The 17,813-nt window shown below is 69.3% G+C and carries 14 protein-coding genes; 9 read left to right on the top strand and 5 right to left on the bottom strand.

Annotation, left to right across the window (positions count from 1 at the left end; all coding sequences use genetic code 11):
* Positions 1-7: 7 nt before the first annotated feature.
* The 3 genes from ABT004_RS10090 to eccCa all read right to left on the bottom strand — a co-directional run bounded on the left by ABT004_RS10090 (position 8) and on the right by eccCa (position 5,473).
* Complete coding sequence (locus tag ABT004_RS10090) at positions 8-1,030, bottom strand: SUKH-4 family immunity protein (RefSeq protein WP_351333632.1); 1,023 nt, start codon at positions 1,028-1,030, stop codon at positions 8-10.
* Between the two features lie 116 nt (positions 1,031-1,146).
* Positions 1,147-1,431 (bottom strand): SUKH-4 family immunity protein, encoded by a 285-nt coding sequence (locus tag ABT004_RS10085; RefSeq protein WP_351333630.1) that lies wholly within the window; start codon positions 1,429-1,431, stop codon positions 1,147-1,149.
* A gap of 100 nt (positions 1,432-1,531) precedes the next feature.
* A complete protein-coding gene (gene eccCa, locus ABT004_RS10080) occupies positions 1,532-5,473 on the bottom strand; it encodes a type VII secretion protein EccCa (protein WP_351333627.1) in 3,942 nt (1,313 codons plus the stop codon).
* Between the two features lie 291 nt (positions 5,474-5,764).
* Between eccCa and eccD the strand changes: the two genes are divergently transcribed.
* The 6 genes from eccD (at position 5,765) to ABT004_RS10050 (ending at position 12,875) form a co-directional block, all read left to right on the top strand.
* Entirely contained in the window at positions 5,765-7,234 is a 1,470-nt protein-coding gene (eccD, locus tag ABT004_RS10075) for a type VII secretion integral membrane protein EccD (protein ID WP_351333625.1), read from the top strand.
* A gap of 202 nt (positions 7,235-7,436) precedes the next feature.
* Positions 7,437-7,724 carry a 30S ribosomal protein S15 gene (rpsO, locus tag ABT004_RS10070; RefSeq protein WP_351333622.1) on the top strand — a complete coding sequence of 96 codons (288 nt, stop codon included), beginning with the start codon at positions 7,437-7,439 and terminating at the stop codon, positions 7,722-7,724.
* 294 nt (positions 7,725-8,018) lie between these two features.
* Entirely contained in the window at positions 8,019-10,235 is a 2,217-nt protein-coding gene (locus tag ABT004_RS10065) for a polyribonucleotide nucleotidyltransferase (protein WP_351333619.1), read from the top strand.
* Positions 10,232-11,608 carry a M16 family metallopeptidase gene (locus ABT004_RS10060; protein ID WP_351333616.1) on the top strand — a complete coding sequence of 459 codons (1,377 nt, stop codon included), beginning with the start codon at positions 10,232-10,234 and terminating at the stop codon, positions 11,606-11,608. The genes ABT004_RS10065 and ABT004_RS10060 overlap by 4 nt, the downstream gene beginning before the upstream one ends.
* Before the next feature lie 49 nt (positions 11,609-11,657).
* Positions 11,658-12,413 carry a 4-hydroxy-tetrahydrodipicolinate reductase gene (gene dapB, locus ABT004_RS10055; protein ID WP_351333613.1) on the top strand — a complete coding sequence of 252 codons (756 nt, stop codon included), beginning with the start codon at positions 11,658-11,660 and terminating at the stop codon, positions 12,411-12,413.
* A 9-nt stretch (positions 12,414-12,422) separates the two neighbouring features.
* Positions 12,423-12,875, top strand: coding sequence for a tetratricopeptide repeat protein (locus tag ABT004_RS10050; RefSeq protein ID WP_351333611.1), 453 nt, complete (start codon positions 12,423-12,425; stop codon positions 12,873-12,875).
* Positions 12,876-12,891: 16 nt separating this feature from the next.
* On the opposite strand, the gene ABT004_RS10045 is transcribed toward ABT004_RS10050, so the two are convergent.
* On the bottom strand, positions 12,892-13,446 hold the full coding sequence (locus ABT004_RS10045; protein WP_351333608.1) for an SCO5741 family PH domain-containing membrane protein: 555 nt from the start codon (positions 13,444-13,446) through the stop codon (positions 12,892-12,894).
* Positions 13,447-13,562: 116 nt separating this feature from the next.
* Entirely contained in the window at positions 13,563-13,802 is a 240-nt protein-coding gene (locus ABT004_RS10040) for a hypothetical protein (protein WP_351333606.1), read from the bottom strand.
* 221 nt (positions 13,803-14,023) lie between these two features.
* On the opposite strand from ABT004_RS10040, the gene thyX reads away from it, so the two are divergent.
* The 3 genes from thyX (at position 14,024) to ABT004_RS10025 (ending at position 17,696) form a co-directional block, all read left to right on the top strand.
* Positions 14,024-14,764: an FAD-dependent thymidylate synthase gene (gene thyX, locus ABT004_RS10035; RefSeq protein ID WP_351333604.1), complete on the top strand. Its 741-nt coding sequence runs from the start codon at positions 14,024-14,026 to the stop codon at positions 14,762-14,764.
* Positions 14,765-14,963: 199 nt separating this feature from the next.
* On the top strand, positions 14,964-15,863 hold the full coding sequence (dapA, locus tag ABT004_RS10030) for a 4-hydroxy-tetrahydrodipicolinate synthase (RefSeq protein ID WP_351333601.1): 900 nt from the start codon (positions 14,964-14,966) through the stop codon (positions 15,861-15,863).
* A 147-nt stretch (positions 15,864-16,010) separates the two neighbouring features.
* Entirely contained in the window at positions 16,011-17,696 is a 1,686-nt protein-coding gene (locus ABT004_RS10025) for a ribonuclease J (RefSeq protein ID WP_351333599.1), read from the top strand.
* The last annotated feature ends 117 nt before the right edge of the window (positions 17,697-17,813 follow it).

Genomic DNA, 17,813 nt, shown 5'->3' with positions numbered 1-17,813 from the left:
CAGTGCGTCAGAACAAGCCGTGCCACATCTGCTCGATGATCACCGACCACCAGTTGCCTGCGTCGTCGAAGCACGTGGGGTCGAGCGCGATCAGGCGGGCCTGGAGGTCGGCGACCGCCGCACCCGCCTCGTACGGATTCATGCCCACCATGACGTCGCGGGTGGTGGCGAGCGTGGCGAGGCAGTGCGTGAACGTGCCGACCGACGCGTTGACGTAACGGCCGCTGCCCGTGGCCGGGTTGGCCGCCCATACGCTGCCGGCCTCCTGCTGCACCGTGATCACGTACTGGCCGTCCGTGCCGATCCGGGTGTGCGCGGTGAGGATGTCGACGGCCGCGGGGGACAGCTCGGCCCCGAGTTCTCGCAGGTGGGTCGCCGCATCCACGAACAGGCCGCCGCGCGGCGGGTTCTCGGGCCGGTCCGCCGTGAAGAAGAAGCGGACGTCGGCGGGGAGCCCGGGGCTTGCGAGGGAGGCGCGCGCGGCGTCGGGGAGCGCGGCCGAAGCGAGCAGTTCCGTCCCGTAGCGCTGCACAGGAAGCTTCCCGGGGAGCTCGGGGGGCAGGGGCGGCGCCGAGGCCGTCGGCGCAGGCAGCGGTACGCGATGCGGGCGCGGCGGCGGCGCCTGGCCCGCGAGCCGCGCCATCGACTCCACCTGCGCGGTGAGCGTGGCGACGCCCTCGGCGCGCTCGATCGGGTCCGCACCGTACGGATGGCTGGAGGAGAGGGCGGCGTTCGGGAATCCGACCCTGAGCGCGTCCAGCGTGTAGCCGCCCGGCAGGGAGCTGGGGCTGAGGTCGGTGTGGACCGCCACCACATAGTCCGCGGGGATGTCTGCGCGGCGCAGGTCCGACCACGCCTGGTACTCGACGTGCGGCAGGCCGGGGCCCGAGACGCGCGTCAGGTACGTCTCCTCGCCCGTGCGCGGGTCGACGTACGTGAACACGGCGGTGTTGCCGGGGCCGGTGACGGCGGGGGAGCCGGCGCCGGCCGGTTGTCCGGCCTGCCGTTCTTCCTGGTCGTGCGTGGTCACGGCTGGGTCTCCATCGGACGGGGGCGGTGAACGGTCAGGGAAGGCGCCGTACGCAAAGTCTAGTGCCGCCCGGTGACAGTGGGCAGAGCGAGATCCGGCGGTGCCCGCGTCAGCCGTCAGCCCCGCCCAACCTCCCGCCGATAAAGGCTGATCGCCGAGTCCGGCGGGAAGTTCGGGACGTACATCGTCGAACCGTCGGCCTTCGAGACGACCAGGTGGCTGCCTCCGTACGAAGGCGGCTCGGTCGGCGCGAAGGTCGCGTAGACCAGGAAGCCCAGGTCGAACTCCTGGACGTTGAGCGTCGCCGGGGTGCCGTCCGCGCACAGCGGCTGGAACGTCGTCCGGGCGATCGCGAGCGCCTCGTCGGTGGTGCGGGGCGGCGGCTGGGGCGGGGTGCTCAACTCTCGTCTCCCTCAAGTCGGTTCGGGTAAAAGAGTACGGCGCCGGAGATCGGTCGAGCCGATCCCCGGCGCCGTACGGTACGCAAGCGCTACGCGGCCGTCAGTTGCTGCGCATCGGCAGCCACGCCGTCTGCACCAACTGCGCCCCGCCCTTGCGGGTGACGAGCATGCCTCGGCCCGGAGGCAGACGCATCGGCTTGAGCGGTCCGAAGATCTGGCCCTCCGCCGGGTCGCCGGACAGCACCAGGCCCGTCGCGCCGAGCTCCTTCATGCGCTGCATGACCGGCTCGAAGGACGAACGCGCCGCACCGGAGGAGCTGCGCGCGATGATGATGCGCAGGCCCAGGTCGCGGGCGAACGGCAGGTACTCGAGGAGCGACTGGAGCGGGTTGCCGGAGCTGGTGGCCACCAGGTCGTAGTCGTCGACGATGATGAACGCGTCCGGCAGGTCGTACCAGGAGCGATTGCGCAGCTGCTCCGGCGTGACGTCAGGACCCGGCATACGGCGTCCCATGGAACCCGCCAGGCTCGTGACGACCTCCTGGAGCTGCGGTCCCGAAGCACAGTACTTATAGAGGTGCGACTCGGGCATCTCGCTCAGGTGCGCGCGCCGGTAGTCGCCGACGACGATGAGCGCCTTGTCGGTCGCGTACCGCTCGGAGATCTGCTTGGCGATCATCCGCAGAACCGCCGACTTGCCGGACTCGGACTCTCCGTAGACCACCATCAGCGGGTCGGTCTCGAAGTCGATGAACGACGGCGACAGCGTCGTCTCGTCGACACCGATCGCGACGCCCCGCTCGGGGAAGTCGTTGCCCTTGGGGACCTCGCTGATGTGCAGCTTGGTCGGCAGCATCCGCACCGGCGGAGCCGGCGGGCCCTGCCAGTGTTCGGAGACCGTCGTCACCATGTGCTCGATGGCCTGGCCGAGCGTCTCCACGTCGGAGGAGGCGTCGATCCGGGGCAGCGCGCCGAGCGAGCTGAGCTTGTCGGGCGTCAGACCGCGGCCGGGCATGCCGAGCGGCACGGCCTCCATCTTCTTGCGGTCGAACTCCGACTCCATCGGGTCACCGAGCTTCAGCTCCACCCGGTTGAGGAGCTGGTCGCGCAGGGCGGGCCTGACCTCGGTGTAGCGGCCGGAGCCGATGACCAGGTGGACGCCGAAGCCGAGGCCGCGCGAGGCCAGGTCGAGGATGACCGGGTCGAGCTGCTCGTAGTCGGTCTTGAAGGCGGCCCAGCCGTCGATGACGAGGAAGACGTCGCCCCACCGCTGGTCCGGGTACTGCCCGGCCGCGCGGCGCGTGCGGTACGTACCGATCGAGTCGATGTTGTTGGCGCGGAAGAACTCCTCGCGCTCGTTGAGGATGCCGCGGACCTCGGCGACCGTACGGCGCACCTTCTCGGAGTCGAGGCGCGAGGCGGCGCCGCCGACGTGCGGCAGCCCCTCCATCGCGAGCATGCCGCCGCCACCGAAGTCCAGGCAGTAGAACTGCACTTCGGCCGGGGTGTGGGTGAGCGCGAACGAGGTCATGATCGACCGGATCAGCGTCGACTTGCCGGACTGCGGACCACCGACCACGAGACCGTGACCGGACGAGCCGGAGAAGTCCAGGTACTGGATGTCGCGGCGCTGCTCGAACGGCTTGTCCACCAGCGCCATCGGCACGACGAGCTTGCCGGTCGCCGGGTAGTCGGCCGAGTGCAGGCCGCGCTCCGGAGTCGTCGACAGCGGCGGGAGCAGCGAGTCCACCGAGGGGGACTCCTCGAGCGGCGCCAGCCACACCTGGTGGGCGGGCGGGCCCTGGCCGACGATCCGCGCCACGATCACGTCGAGGACGGTGTCCGCGAGCGCGTCGTCGACCTGGTCGGGAACGACCTCGGGCTCCGGCTCGTGGATGATCTGCTCGGCGACGGGCGCGGCCGTGAAGAGCACCGGCTGCCGGTGGGTGCGCGAGCCGCCGCCACCGCCGCCACCGGCGCGGTAGACGCCACCGACGTACGCCGCCTTGAACTGGATCATCGTCTCGGTGTCGTACTTGAGGATGCCCGAGCCGGGGACGTTCGGCAGGTGGTACGCGTCCGGGACACCGATCGCGGTACGGGACTCGGCGGCCGAGAACGTACGCAGACCGATCCGGTACGAGAGGAAGGTGTCCAGGCCGCGGAGCTTGCCCTCCTCCAGGCGCTGCGAGGCGAGCAGCATGTGCACACCCATGGAACGGCCGATGCGGCCGATCTGGATGAACATCTCGATGAAGTCCGGGCGTGCGGTGAGGAGTTCGGAGAACTCGTCGAGCACCATGACGAGGGACGGCAGCGGGTCCAGCGGGGCGCCGGCCGCGCGGGCCTTCTCGTAGTCCGTGATGTTCGCGTAGTTGCCCGCCGAGCGGAGCAGCTCCTGGCGGCGCTGGAGCTCACCGGTGATCGAGTCGCGCATGCGGTCGATCAGCGTGAGGTCGTCGGCCAGGTTGGTGATCACGGCGGCGACGTGCGGGAGTTCGGACATGCCCGCGAAGGTCGCGCCGCCCTTGAAGTCGGCGAGGATGAAGTTCAACGTCTCCGATGAGTGCGTCACGGTGAGGGCGAGCACGAGCGTGCGGAGCACCTCGGACTTACCGGAACCGGTGGCGCCGACACACAGGCCGTGCGGGCCCATGCCCTCCTGCGAGGCCTCCTTGAGGTCGAGCATGACCGGCTGCCCGTCGCGGTCGATGCCGAGCGGCACCCGGAGCCGCTCGTGCAGCGTGCGCGGCCGCCAGGTGCGCCCGACGTCCACGGAACCGGCGTCGCCGATGCCCATGAGCTCGGTGAAGTCCAGGTTGGCGAGGAGTGGTTCGTCACCGTCCGCCGAACCGGCGCGCAGCGGCGCGAGCTGGCGCGCGAGCGCCTCGGCCTCGGTGAGCGACAGCGTGTCGCAGACGCCGGTGTACTGGGTGCCGCCCTGCGACTCGAGCAGCAGGCTGCCCGGCTGGACCTGCACGGACAGCGAGCCGCGCAGTTCCTCGACGATGCCGGGGACCACCTCGACGATGGTGACGCCCTGCAGACCCTCGGCGCCCGCGATGAGCGAGTCGTCGGGGATGTCGCCGCCGTCCATGACGACGACGAGGTGCGGCTGGTCGACGACCGGTGTGCCCTGCGGGTTGAACCGGCCGCGGCCCTCCAGCTCGTCGGCGAGCATCTCCTCGACCTCGCCGAGGTCCTGCACGATCACCCGCTGGGAGCCGGCGCCGTCCGTGCTGCTGTGCTGCACGTGCGGCAGCCACTTCGTCCACTCCCACTCGGCCATCGCGCCGGGCGACGCGACGACGACGACCCGCAGGTCCTCGGGCGAGTGCAGGGTGCACAGTTGGGCGATCAGCGCCCGGGCGGCCCCGTACGTGGTGTCCGGATCACCCGAGACGCTCACGTGGTAGAACGAGCGCAACGACACGGCCAACGGCAGTGTCTCCAGCGTGCCGTGGGTCTCCAGGAACGACTTCATCGCGTGCGCGGTGAGCGGCTCCAGCTCGTCGAGCGGCGCGGTCTCCGGCGCCATCAGCGGTGTCGCCAGCTGCTGCGGGCCGAGCCCGAGCCGCACCTGCGTGAAGTCCGAGTCGCTCGACCGCCGTTCCCACACCCGGCGGCCCTCGGCGACCAGCGCCCACAGCTGCTCGGGGTTGGGGTGCAGGAAGTACTGCCCGTCGCGCTGCATGCGTGCGGTGGTCCGCACGTCACGCCGGACCTGGGTCAAGTACTTGAGGTAGTCCTGGCGTTCCTGAGCCATCTCGGCCCCGCCGCCCTGCCGCGCCTTGACCAGCTGTGCAAGGGCCATGGCCAGGGTGGAGACGATCATGACGCCACCCATGATCTTCATGATCGACTGGCCCGAGGTGAAGAAGAACGCCGAGGACGTGCCCATGCCCAGCATGGGCAACAGGCTCATCATCAGGTTCTGGTCCTCGGCCCGCGCCAGCTCCGGCGGCGGCTCGAGACGCACCTCGTCCGTCGGTACATCGGGTGGCAACACCCGAGGCGGTCGCTTGACGATGACCACGCTCACCGAAGCACCAGTCCTTAAATCTTCAGTCGTCGATAAGTTCAGCGCGCACGCATCACGAATGTCGTGCACGTCGGGACATGTCGGACCGCCCCCGTTACTGGCGGTTCCCCCAGGCCGAAGGCAAAGAGCTCCGGCGTGACCCGTGATCCTACTGACTCTCGTCAAGTGCCGGGGCCTGTGGGGTGAGATGGGCTCAGGACGCTACGCTGTCGCACCGCGCGTGACGCCGCCCGGACGCCGCGCCGCCGCACCGATACCACATCAAGCCATGACATTAGGGGGAACCGAAAGGTGAGCACCACAGCTCTTGCCGGTGGCGGAACCGGCTTCTGCCGGGTCACCGTCGCCGCACCGGACGCACGTATCGATGTGGCCCTGCCCGAAGATGCCGCGCTGGCCGACATCTACCCGGAGATCCTCCAGCTCTCCGGGCAGAGCCAGGCCGAGGGCGACCCCACCGGGTACCACCTGGTCCGCCGGGACGGCACCGTCCTCGACGCCGGCCGCTCGCTCGCCGACCAGCGGGTCCTCGACGGCGACGTACTGCTGCTGCGCCCGTTCTCCGAGTCGCTGCCCGCGGCCGTGTTCGACGACGTGTCCGACGCGGTCGCCTCCGCGGTCCGCCGGGACCGGCGCCGCTGGAGCGACGGCCTGATGAGCGTCGTCGGCCTCGGCGCCGGCGTCCTGCTGCTGACGCTGATGGCGTTCGCGCTCTGGTTCTCGAACCCGATCGACCGTGACATGCACAGCCTGCCCGGCATCATCGCCGGTGTCGTCGGCATCCTGCTCGTGACCTTCTCCGTGGTGCGCGCGCGGGTGTACGACGACCGTGCCGCGTCCACCTCGCTGGGCCTCGCCGCCCTGCCGCACCTGCTGATCGCGGGCTCGGGGATCTTCCCGACCGAGGACGGTTCGGGTCCGGGCCGGCTGCAGCTGCTGTCCGGCTGCGTCGTGGTGCTGATCGCCGCCGCGCTGCTCGTGGTGCTGCTGCCGCACGGCGACGCCGTGTTCGTCGCCGCGGCCCTCGGCTCGGCCGTCGGCGCGCTGGCCACGTTCGGCGCACTGGTCACCGAGGCCTCGCCGAGCGAGGTCGCCGCCGTCACCGCGGTCGTCGCGATCATCGCGATGGCCTGGCTGCCCGGCATGTCCGCCCGCTCCGCCCGGCTGCCCATCGGCTACCGCTCGCCGGACCAGATCTCCCAGGGCCGCGACTTCGGACGGGACGAGGAAGAGCACATCGACTTCGACCGCATCGGTGCCCAGGTCCGCCGCGCCCACGAGCTGCTCCTCGGCCTCGTCATCGGCTGCGCGGCCCTCGCCGTCGCCTCGGCCGGTGTGGTCCTCGGCTTCTCCGACGACGTGTGGGCGCAGCTGCTCGCCCTGGCCGCCGGCCTCGCCGTCATGCTGCGCGCCCGGCTGTTCGACTACACCGCGCAGGTCGCGTCCCTGGTCGTGGGCGGCCTGCTCATTCTCGGTCTGCTGATCCTCGGCGTGACCCTGAACACCCCGCACTCCCTCCTGCAGAGCTTCATCCAGGGCGACAGCGCCCCGCTCAACATCCACATCCTCTGGTTCGCCGCCGCGATCGGCGGGGGAGCGGCCCTGCTCGTGGTCGTCGGCCTGTCTGTGCCGCGCAAGGGCGTCTCCCCGTTCTGGGGTCGCATGCTCGACCTGTTCGACGGCTTCGTGCTGCTGACCCTCGTACCGCTGTGCCTCGCGGTGCTCGGCCTCTACACACAGGTGCGCAGCATGGTCGGCTGAACCGTGGCCCGGTCGGCCGCCGTCAGGGCGGCCTCCGGGCGGCTGGTACGCTGTGTGACGGCCGTTTGTGTACGCGCCCCCGGTAATGCAGGACATTCCTGGGGACAGCGCCCAGCGGATCCCCGCCTCCCGAGTTGTGGAAGCTCTCCTGAGATTTAGACCAGGGGCACTCGGCGGCAATCAGACTCTACGAGGAGTAAGCGTGGCTCTCGACACCGCTACGAAGAAGCAGATCATGACCGAGTTCGGCACCAAGGAGGGCGACACCGGCTCTCCCGAGGTCCAGGTCGCCATGCTCTCCCGCCGCATCTCGGACCTGACCGAGCACCTCAAGACGCACAAGCACGACCACCACTCGCGTCGTGGCCTGCTCATCCTGGTCGGTCAGCGTCGCCGCCTGCTGCAGTACCTGGCCAAGAAGGACATCCAGCGCTTCCGTGCTCTGGTCGAGCGCCTCGGCATCCGCCGCGGTGCGGCCGGCGCCCGATAAAGACGCTGTGAGAGGGGGCGGTTCCCGATTGCGGGGGCCGCTCCCTTTGCCGTACGTGGGCACTGTCACCGAGACTTTGTAGTCTGGTGACGTACGACCACACATATGAGGAGAAGCGCCACCTCGCCGCCGCCGGTCCTCGGTAGTGGCCCCCGGAGACGCAAGAGGATCCCCGGGAGCTTCGATCGAAGACCGGCCCGCACCCAAGGCGCGCTTCTCCGTTCCGTCCCTCGGCCACACGGGCCGTGCAGGACAAAAGACGCATTCAGACGAAAGTAAACGGAGAAAACGCTAGTGGAGAACGAGACCCACTACGCCGAGGCCGTCATTGACAACGGCTCCTTCGGCACCCGCACCATCCGCTTCGAGACGGGCCGGCTCGCCCGCCAGGCCGCCGGCTCCGCCGTCGCCTACCTCGACGACGACACCATGGTGCTCTCGGCCACCTCGGCCTCGAAGAACCCCAAGGAAAACCTCGACTTCTTCCCCCTCACGGTGGACGTCGAAGAGCGGCAGTACGCGGCCGGCAAGATCCCCGGCAGCTTCTTCCGCCGCGAGGGCCGCCCCTCCGAGGACGCCATCCTCACCTGCCGCCTCATCGACCGCCCGCTGCGCCCGTCCTTCAAGAAGGGCCTGCGCAACGAGATCCAGGTCGTCGCCACGATCATGGCGCTCAACCCCGACCACCTGTACGACGTCGTGGCGATCAACGCCGCGTCCGCGTCCACGCAGCTGGCCGGTCTGCCCTTCTCCGGCCCGGTCGGCGGCGTCCGCGTCGCGCTGATCAACGGCCAGTGGGTCGCGTTCCCGACGCACACCGAGCTCGAGGACGCCGTCTTCGACATGGTCGTCGCCGGTCGCGTCCTTGAGGACGGCGACGTCGCGATCATGATGGTCGAGGCCGAGGCCACCGACAAGACCATCCAGCTGGTCAAGGGCGGCGCCGAGGCGCCGACCGAGGAGGTCGTCGCCGCCGGTCTCGACGCCGCGAAGCCCTTCATCAAGGTCCTCTGCAAGGCCCAGTCGGACCTCGCCGCGAAGGCCGCCAAGCCGACCGCCGAGTTCCCGATCTTCCTGGACTACCAGGACGACGTGCTCGAGGCCCTGACCGCCGCGGTCAAGACCGAGCTCTCCGCCGCCCTCACCATCCCGGGCAAGCAGGACCGCGAGGCCGAGCTGGACCGCATCAAGGGTCTGGCCGCCGAGAAGCTGCTCCCGCAGTTCGAGGGCCGCGAGAAGGAGATCTCCGCCGCGTACCGCTCGCTGACCAAGTCCCTGGTCCGTGAGCGCGTCATCAAGGAGAAGAAGCGCATCGACGGCCGCGGTGTCACCGACATCCGCACCCTGGCCGCCGAGGTCGAGGCCATCCCGCGCGTGCACGGCTCGGCCCTGTTCGAGCGTGGCGAGACCCAGATCCTGGGCGTCACCACGCTGAACATGCTGCGCATGGAGCAGCAGCTGGACACCCTTTCGCCGGTGACCCGCAAGCGCTACATGCACAACTACAACTTCCCGCCGTACTCCGTCGGTGAGACGGGCCGCGTGGGTTCCCCGAAGCGCCGCGAGATCGGCCACGGCGCGCTCGCCGAGCGCGCGATCGTGCCGGTCCTGCCGACGCGCGAGGAGTTCCCCTACGCGATCCGCCAGGTCTCCGAGGCCCTCGGTTCCAACGGCTCGACGTCGATGGGCTCCGTCTGCGCCTCCACCATGTCGCTGCTGAACGCCGGTGTGCCGCTGAAGGCCCCCGTCGCCGGTATTGCCATGGGCCTGATCTCGCAGGAGATCAAGGGCGAGACGCACTACGTCGCCCTCACCGACATCCTCGGTGCGGAGGACGCCTTCGGTGACATGGACTTCAAGGTCGCCGGCACCAAGGAGTTCGTGACCGCGCTCCAGCTGGACACGAAGCTCGACGGCATCCCGGCCTCCGTCCTGGCCGCCGCCCTCAAGCAGGCCCGCGACGCCCGCCTCCACATCCTCGACGTGATGATGGAAGCGATCGACGTCCCGGACGAGATGTCCCCGAACGCCCCGCGGATCATCACGGTCAAGATCCCCGTGGACAAGATCGGTGAGGTCATCGGCCCGAAGGGCAAGATGATCAACCAGATCCAGGAGGACACCGGCGCCGACATCACGATCGAGGACGACGGCACCATCTACATCGGTGCCCAGCAGGGCTCGCAGGCCGAGGCCGCCCGCGCCACGATCAACGGCATCGCCAACCCGACCATGCCGGAGGTCGGCGAGCGCTACCTGGGCACCGTCGTGAAGACGACGACCTTCGGTGCGTTCGTGTCGCTCATGCCGGGCAAGGACGGACTGCTGCACATCTCGCAGATCCGCAAGCTCGCCGGCGGCAAGCGCGTGGAGAACGTCGAGGACGTCGTCGGCGTGGGCCAGAAGGTCCAGGTCGAGATCGCCGAGATCGACTCCCGCGGCAAGCTCTCCCTGATCCCCGTCATCGAGGGTGAAGAGGGCGACGAGGCGAAGGACGACACCGACAAGTGACGTCCCGTAGCACCCAGGCGACGGCCCGCACCTCTTCGGAGGGGCGGGCCGTCGCCCGTACCCAAACCCTGATCAAGGGCACAGACGGCATCGGCACGGTCCGCAAGACCACGCTGCCGAACGGCCTGCGCATCGTCACCGAGACCCTCCCCTCGGTCCGCTCGGCCACCTTCGGCATCTGGGCGCACGTGGGCTCGCGCGACGAGACACCGACGCTGAACGGAGCGACGCACTACCTGGAGCATCTGCTCTTCAAGGGCACCAAAAAGCGCAGCGCGCTGGACATCTCGGCCGCCATAGACGCGGTCGGCGGCGAGATGAACGCCTTCACGGCGAAGGAGTTCACGTGCTACTACGCGCGCGTGCTCGACACCGACCTGCCGCTCGCCATCGACGTCGTCTGCGACATGCTGACCGGCTCGCTCATCGAGGAGGCGGACGTCGACGCGGAGCGCGGCGTGATCCTCGAAGAGATCGCGATGACCGAGGACGACGCGGGCGACGTCGTGCACGACCTGTTCTCGCACACGATGCTCGGCGACACCCCGCTCGGCCGCCCGGTCCTCGGTTCGGTCGACACGATCAACGCGCTCGGCCGGGGCCAGATCACGCGCTTCTACAAGAAGCACTACGACCCGACGCACCTGGTCGTGGCCGCGGCCGGCAACGTCGACCACGACAAGGTCGTACGCCAGGTCCGCGCCGCCTTCGACAAGGCGGGAGCCCCGCAGGCCCCCGCCGCACCGGTCGCTCCGCGCTCCGGCCGCAAGACCCTGCGCGCCGCCGGGCGCATGGAGGTCCTCGGCCGCAAGACCGAGCAGGCCCACGTCATCCTCGGCATGCCGGGCCTCTCCCGCACGGACGACCGCCGCTGGGCGATGGGCGTGCTCAACACGGCGCTCGGCGGCGGCATGTCGTCCCGCCTGTTCCAGGAGGTCCGGGAGAAGCGCGGGCTTGCGTACAGCGTGTACTCGTACACGTCGGGCTTCGCCGACTGCGGCCTCTTCGGTGTGTACGCGGGCTGCCGGCCCAGCCAGGTGCACGACGTGCTGAAGATCTGCCGCGAGGAGCTGGACCAGGTCGCGCAGCACGGCATCACGGACGACGAGATCAGCCGTGCCATCGGCCAGCTCGCCGGTTCCACGGTCCTCGGCCTCGAGGACACCGGGGCGCTCATGCACCGCATCGGCAAGAGTGAGCTGTGCTGGGGCGAGCAGATGTCGGTCGACGCGATGCTGGAGCGCATCGCGGCGGTGACCCCGGACGAGGTGCGCGCGGTCGCACGCGACATCCTGGGACAGCGCCCGTCCCTGTCGGTCATCGGCCCGCTCAAGGACAAGCAGGCATCGCGCCTGCACGAAGTGGTCGCGTAACAGCGTTGTCCGTATGCATTTCAGTACGCACTGAAGGAACTGGGAGATCATGAGCAAGCTGCGCGTGGCGGTCATCGGGGCCAAGGGCCGCATCGGCTCCGAGGCCGTACGGGCCGTCGAGGCGGCCGAGGACATGGAGCTGGTCGCGGCCCTCGGCCGCGGCGACAAGCTGGACGTCCTCGTCGAGTCCGGCGCCCAGGTCGCGGTCGAACTGACCACGCCCGACTCGGTGATGGAGAACCTGGAGTTCTGTGTACGCCACGGAATCCACGCCGTCGTCGGCACCACGGGCTGGACCGACGAACGCCTCGCGCAGCTGAACCAGTGGCTGGCGGACTCCCCGGCCACGGGCGTGCTCATCGCCCCGAACTTCTCCATCGGCGCGGTCCTGACCATGAAGTTCGCCGAGGTGGCAGCGCCCTACTTCGAGTCCGTCGAGGTCATCGAGCTGCACCACCCGAAGAAGGTCGACGCCCCGTCCGGCACGGCCGCCCGAACCGCCCAGCTCATCGCGGCGGCACGGGAGAAGGCGGGCAGCGCCCCCGCGCCCGATGCCACGGCCACAGCGCTCGACGGAGCGCGCGGCGCGGACGTCGACGGCGTCCCGGTCCACTCGGTCCGCCTGCGCGGCCTCCTGGCGCACCAGGAGGTCCTCCTGGGCGCCGAGGGCGAGACGCTGACGGTCCGGCACGACTCGCTGCACCACAGCAGCTTCATGCCGGGCATCCTGCTCGGTGCCCGTAAGGTCGGCGCCGCTCCCGGCCTCACCTTCGGCCTGGAACACTTCCTCGATCTGAACGGCTGACCTGCTGCGATGCGCGCGAAAATCACCTACGCCGTCACGGCCCTCGTCCTGGTCTTCTACTTCGTCCTGGCCGGCGAACGCGGCGTGATGCTCCTCCGGCACGGCACCTTGCTCACGATCACCTTCGGTGTCGCGGTGCTGATCCTGCCGGTGATCGGCGTGTGGTTCCTGTGGGCGAACACCAGGTTCGTCACCAAGGCCAACCGGCTCGGCGAACTCCTGGACGCGGAGGGCGGGCTGCCCGTCGACGAACTCCGCCGCGACGCTTACGGCCGCATCGACCGCGACTCGGCGGACGAGGTCTTCGCCAGGCGCAGGGCCGAGACGGAGGACGAGCCGGGGGACTGGCGCTGCTGGTTCCGCCTCGCCGTCGCCTACCGGGACGCGCGGGACACCCCGCGCGCGCGGAAGGCGATGCAGCGCGCGATCGCGCTCCACGAAGGCCGCTCCGTGGGCGTCTGATCCACGCGCGCGTGGATCAGCGTCGGGCGCGGTACTCCTCGGCCCAGACCTCGACGGTGTCGGCGGCCCGGTCGAACGCCGTGCTCCGCCCCAGGAAGTCCACGCTGTGGCTGGTGAGCAGCGTCGTCCGATCCCCCTGCTGATCCCGCTGTACGAGGATCAGCGCCTGCCCCTGGACGGTGCGGGGCAGCCCGAGCCAGCGCACGGGCTGCTGCACCGTACGAGCGGTGGCGACCCGGTCCCACGGCGCCGTGCGGGTCACGAAGAAGCCGACGCGCCGCAGCCCGCGTGCACTCACCCAGGTGCCCATGCGGAGCAGCCGCAGCGCCGACGCGATGATCAGCACCGCGAGGACGCCGCAGACCGTCGCGGCGGACGTGTCACCGGCCACGGCGATGATCACCGAGGCGAACAGCACGTACGACGCCAGGAGCAGCAGCAGCGCGGCCGCGCCCACCCGGTACGGACCGGGGCGGTAGGGGCGGCGCCACTGGTCGCGGTCGTCGAAGGGCAGCGGGATGTCCGCAGCCTCGTCCAAAGCACGGTCGGCCGTCAGGAAGGGCAGGGGCACGACGGGTCCTCACTCGGTCCACACGGTATGGGGGCTGTGCCCGGTGAGGCTATCCGGGGACGCACCGGCCTTCCACTCCAGGGGGGCCGGAGGTGGACAGGGTGCGGCGGCGACCGTCAGCGACTGTCGGAGGCCTCCGACTGCTGTACGTGCCGCGTGGTCTGATCGATCGACAGGGCCGGCATCCCGATCAGCAGGGCGCCCACGAGGCCGGCCACGACGGTGAGGCCGACGAGCGCGCGTCCGGCGCGCTGCCCGGCGGAGGGACGCTCGCGCTCGGGCGGTTTGACGTTGCTACGGAAGTGGTCGGCTTCGGCTATGAAGGCGAACGGTACGGGCTCGCGCCGACGGAACATGGGACTGCTTCTCCTCAAGCGACTGGTGATGCTCGATCAAAAATGTGTTCATCTACACAGACGAGCGATCGCTTCAAAGGGTGCCCTGTTTCACCAAATTCACCAAACTTCGCTCCCGTTCGCCGGAGATCGTCGCGAGAAGCGAGCGAATGACCTGTTGTCAGTGGTGGCCCGTAGAGTGGGCGCCGCCCTGGTGAAGTGATGGGAAGGACCCCGGCAGCATGACCGAAACCCCAGCTGAAGAGCTCAAGCCGACGTTCCGCGGCGATGTCACCGTCGAGCTGGTGAAGCACACCGCGAGCGACACGGACGTGCTGTTCGCGGCCCGCGTCTCCACGCTCGGCGAGCAGTCGATCGACGAGCTGTCGAAGGACCCCGAGCGCTCCAAGGGCCTGATCAACTATCTGATGCGGGACCGGCACGGCAGCCCTTTCGAGCACAACTCGATGACGTTCCTGATCAGCGCCCCGATCTTCGTCTTCCGCGAGTTCATGCGGCACCGCGTGGGCTGGTCGTACAACGAGGAATCGGGCAGGTACAGGGAGCTCCAGCCGACGTTCTACGTCCCGGACGCCGACCGCAAGCTGGTCCAGGAGGGCCGCCCGGGCAAGTACCGGTTCGTCGAGGGCACGCAGGCGCAGCAGGAGCTGACCGGCCGCGTGATGGAGGACTCGTACCGCCAGGCGTACGAGGCGTACCAGGAGATGCTGGCCGCGGGCGTCGCCCGCGAGGTGGCCCGCGCGGTGCTGCCGGTCGGCCTGTTCTCGTCGATGTACGCGACGTGCAACGCGCGCTCGCTGATGCACTTCCTCGGTCTGCGCACGCAGCACGAGCTCGCCAAGGTGCCGTCCTTCCCGCAGCGGGAGATCGAGATGGTCGGCGAGAAGATGGAAGCGGAGTGGGCCGCCCTCATGCCGCTCACCTACTCGGCGTTCAATGCCAACGGCCGGGTGGCGCCGTAGTTCCGGGATCGGCACAGATGTACGGGCACCCGACCGAAGTGTCCGTATTGCGGCTTTTCGTAAAGTTCATCTAGCCTGATCAAACGGACCCGGCACTGCTTGAACCCCCGAGCAGGCAGTGCCGGGTTCCTCCTTTGTTCCGACTTGTCGCATCCCCCGAGGGGGGACCCGGTACTGAGCAGCGAGTAGCGTGTTACCCATGGCTCCGACCTCGACTCCGCAGACCCCCTTCGGGAGGGTCCTCACCGCCATGGTCACGCCCTTCGCGGCGGACGGCGCACTCGACCTCGACGGCGCGCAGCGGCTCGCCGCCCACCTGGTGGACGCAGGCAATGACGGCCTGGTCGTCAACGGCACCACCGGCGAGTCCCCGACCACCAGTGACGCGGAGAAAGCGGATCTCGTACGAGCCGTCGTCGAGGCGGTCGGTGACCGTGCCCACGTCGTCGCGGGCGTCGGCACCAACGACACCCGCCACAGCATCGAGCTCGCCCGCCAGGCCCAGCAGGCCGGCGCGCACGGCCTGCTCACGGTGACGCCGTACTACAACAAGCCCCCGCAAGAGGGCCTGCTCCGCCACTTCACGGCGATCGCCGACGCGACCGAACTCCCCGTGATGCTCTACGACATCCCCGGCCGCAGCGGCGTACCGATCAACACGGACACGCTCGTCCGCCTCGCCGAGCACCCGCGCATCGTGGCCAACAAGGACGCCAAGGGCGACCTCGGCCGTGCCTCCTGGGCCCTCGCCCGCTCGGGCCTCGCCTGGTACTCCGGCGACGACATGCTCAACCTTCCGCTGCTCTCGGTCGGCGCGTGCGGCTTCGTCTCGGTCGTCGGCCACCTCGTCACGCCCGAGCTGCGCGCCATGGTCGACGCGTTCTCGACGGGCGATGTGCACAAGGCGACGGAGATTCACCAGAAGCTGCTCCCGGTCTTCACCGGCATGTTCCGCACGCAGGGCGTCATCACGACGAAGGCCGCGCTCGGCCTCCAGGGCCTGCCCGCAGGACCGCTGCGGCTGCCCCTCGTGGAACTCACCCCGGAAGAAACGGCCCAGCTCAAGATCGATCTTGCTGCCGGCGGGGTACAACTCTGATCACAGACTTGGCAAAGCTTCACAACTGAATGAACAGAATCACCAACTGAACAGCAAGACCCAGGAACCAACACAACTGCTATCGCACGAACGTCATGCGCGCCACGTGCCCATAGGTACGTGGCGCGCATGGTTGAGGAGAGTCTTTTGAGTCATCCGCATCCTGAACTCGGCGCCCCGCCGAAGCTTCCGAAGGGTGGCCTCCGAGTCACCCCGCTCGGCGGCCTCGGTGAGATCGGGCGCAACATGACCGTCTTCGAGTACGAAGGCCGTCTGCTGATCGTCGACTGCGGAGTGCTCTTCCCCGAGGAGGAGCAGCCCGGAATCGACTTGATCCTGCCGGACTTCACGTCCATCAGGGACCGTCTGGACGACGTCGAGGGCATTGTCCTGACGCACGGCCACGAGGACCACATCGGCGCCGTCCCGTATCTCCTGCGCGAGAAGCCGGACATCCCGCTGATCGGCTCCAAGCTGACCCTCGCTCTCATCGAGGCGAAGCTCCAGGAGCACCGCATCCGCCCGTACACGCTCGAGGTCACCGAGGGCGAGCGCGAGCGGCTCGGCCCGTTCGACTGCGAGTTCATCGCGGTCAACCACTCGATCCCGGACGCGCTGGCCGTCGCCATCCGCACCCCGGCGGGCATGGCGGTCCACACGGGCGACTTCAAGATGGACCAGCTCCCGCTGGACCGTCGCCTGACCGACCTCCCGACCTTCGCCAGGCTCGGCGGGGAGGGCATCGACCTCCTCCTCACCGACTCGACGAACGCCGAGGTCCCGGGCTTCGTCCCGCCCGAGCGCGACATCTCGAACGTGATCCGCGGGGTCTTCGGCAGCGCGCAGAAGCGCATCATCGTCGCGTCCTTCGCCAGCCACGTGCACCGCATCCAGCAGATCCTGGACGCCGCGCACGAGTACGGCCGCCGGGTCGCCTTCGTCGGCCGCTCGATGGTCCGCAACATGGGCATCGCCCGGGACCTCGGCTACCTGAAGGTCCCCGCTGGCCTGGTGGTGGACGTCAAGACGCTCGACGACCTGCCCGACAGCCAGGTCGTCCTGGTCTGCACGGGATCCCAGGGCGAGCCGATGGCGGCCCTGTCCCGGATGGCCAACCGCGACCACCAGATCCGGATCGTCTCCGGTGACACGGTGATCCTGGCGTCCTCGCTGATCCCCGGCAACGAGAACGCGGTCTACCGCGTGATCAACGGCCTGACCCGCTGGGGCGCGAACGTGGTCCACAAGGGCAACGCCAAGGTGCACGTCTCGGGCCACGCGTCCGCGGGCGAGCTCCTGTACTTCTACAACATCTGCAAGCCCAAGAACCTGATGCCGGTCCACGGCGAATGGCGCCACCTGCGCGCCAACGCCGAGCTCGGCGCCCTCACCGGCGTCCCGCACGACCGCATCGTCATCGCGGAGGACGGCGTCGTCGTCGACCTCATCGACGGCAAGGCGAGGATCTCGGGCAAGGTCCAGGCCGGTTACGTCTACGTGGACGGCCTCTCGGTCGGCGACGTCGGCGAGCCCGCGCTCAAGGATCGCAAGATCCTCGGTGACGAGGGCATCATCTCGGTCTTCGTGGTGGTGGACTCCAGCACCGGCAAGATCACCAACGGTCCGAACATCCAGGCCCGTGGTTCCGGCATCGAGGACTCGGCGTTCCACGCCGTCCTCCCGCGGATCCAGGACGTCCTGGAGAAGTCGGCCCAGGACGGCGTCGTCGAGCCCCACCAGCTGCAGCAGCTCATCCGCCGCACGCTGGGCAAGTGGGTCTCGGACACGTACCGCCGACGCCCGATGATCCTTCCGGTCGTCGTCGAGGTCTGAAGCACGTGAGGAGCGGGGGGGGGGGGGGGGGGGGAGGTGCCGCCGGCCCCCAACCAGAGAGAAGTCCGCCACCCAGCGAGCCCCCACCCCACCGAACCAGAGACAGAATACAGAAAC

The sequence above is a fragment of the Streptomyces sp. NPDC002790 genome (assembly GCF_040295505.1).
Lineage (GTDB): Bacteria > Actinomycetota > Actinomycetes > Streptomycetales > Streptomycetaceae > Streptomyces.
The sequence above is the reverse complement of the archived record's forward strand: the minus strand, read 5'-3'. Positions and strand labels throughout refer to the sequence as shown.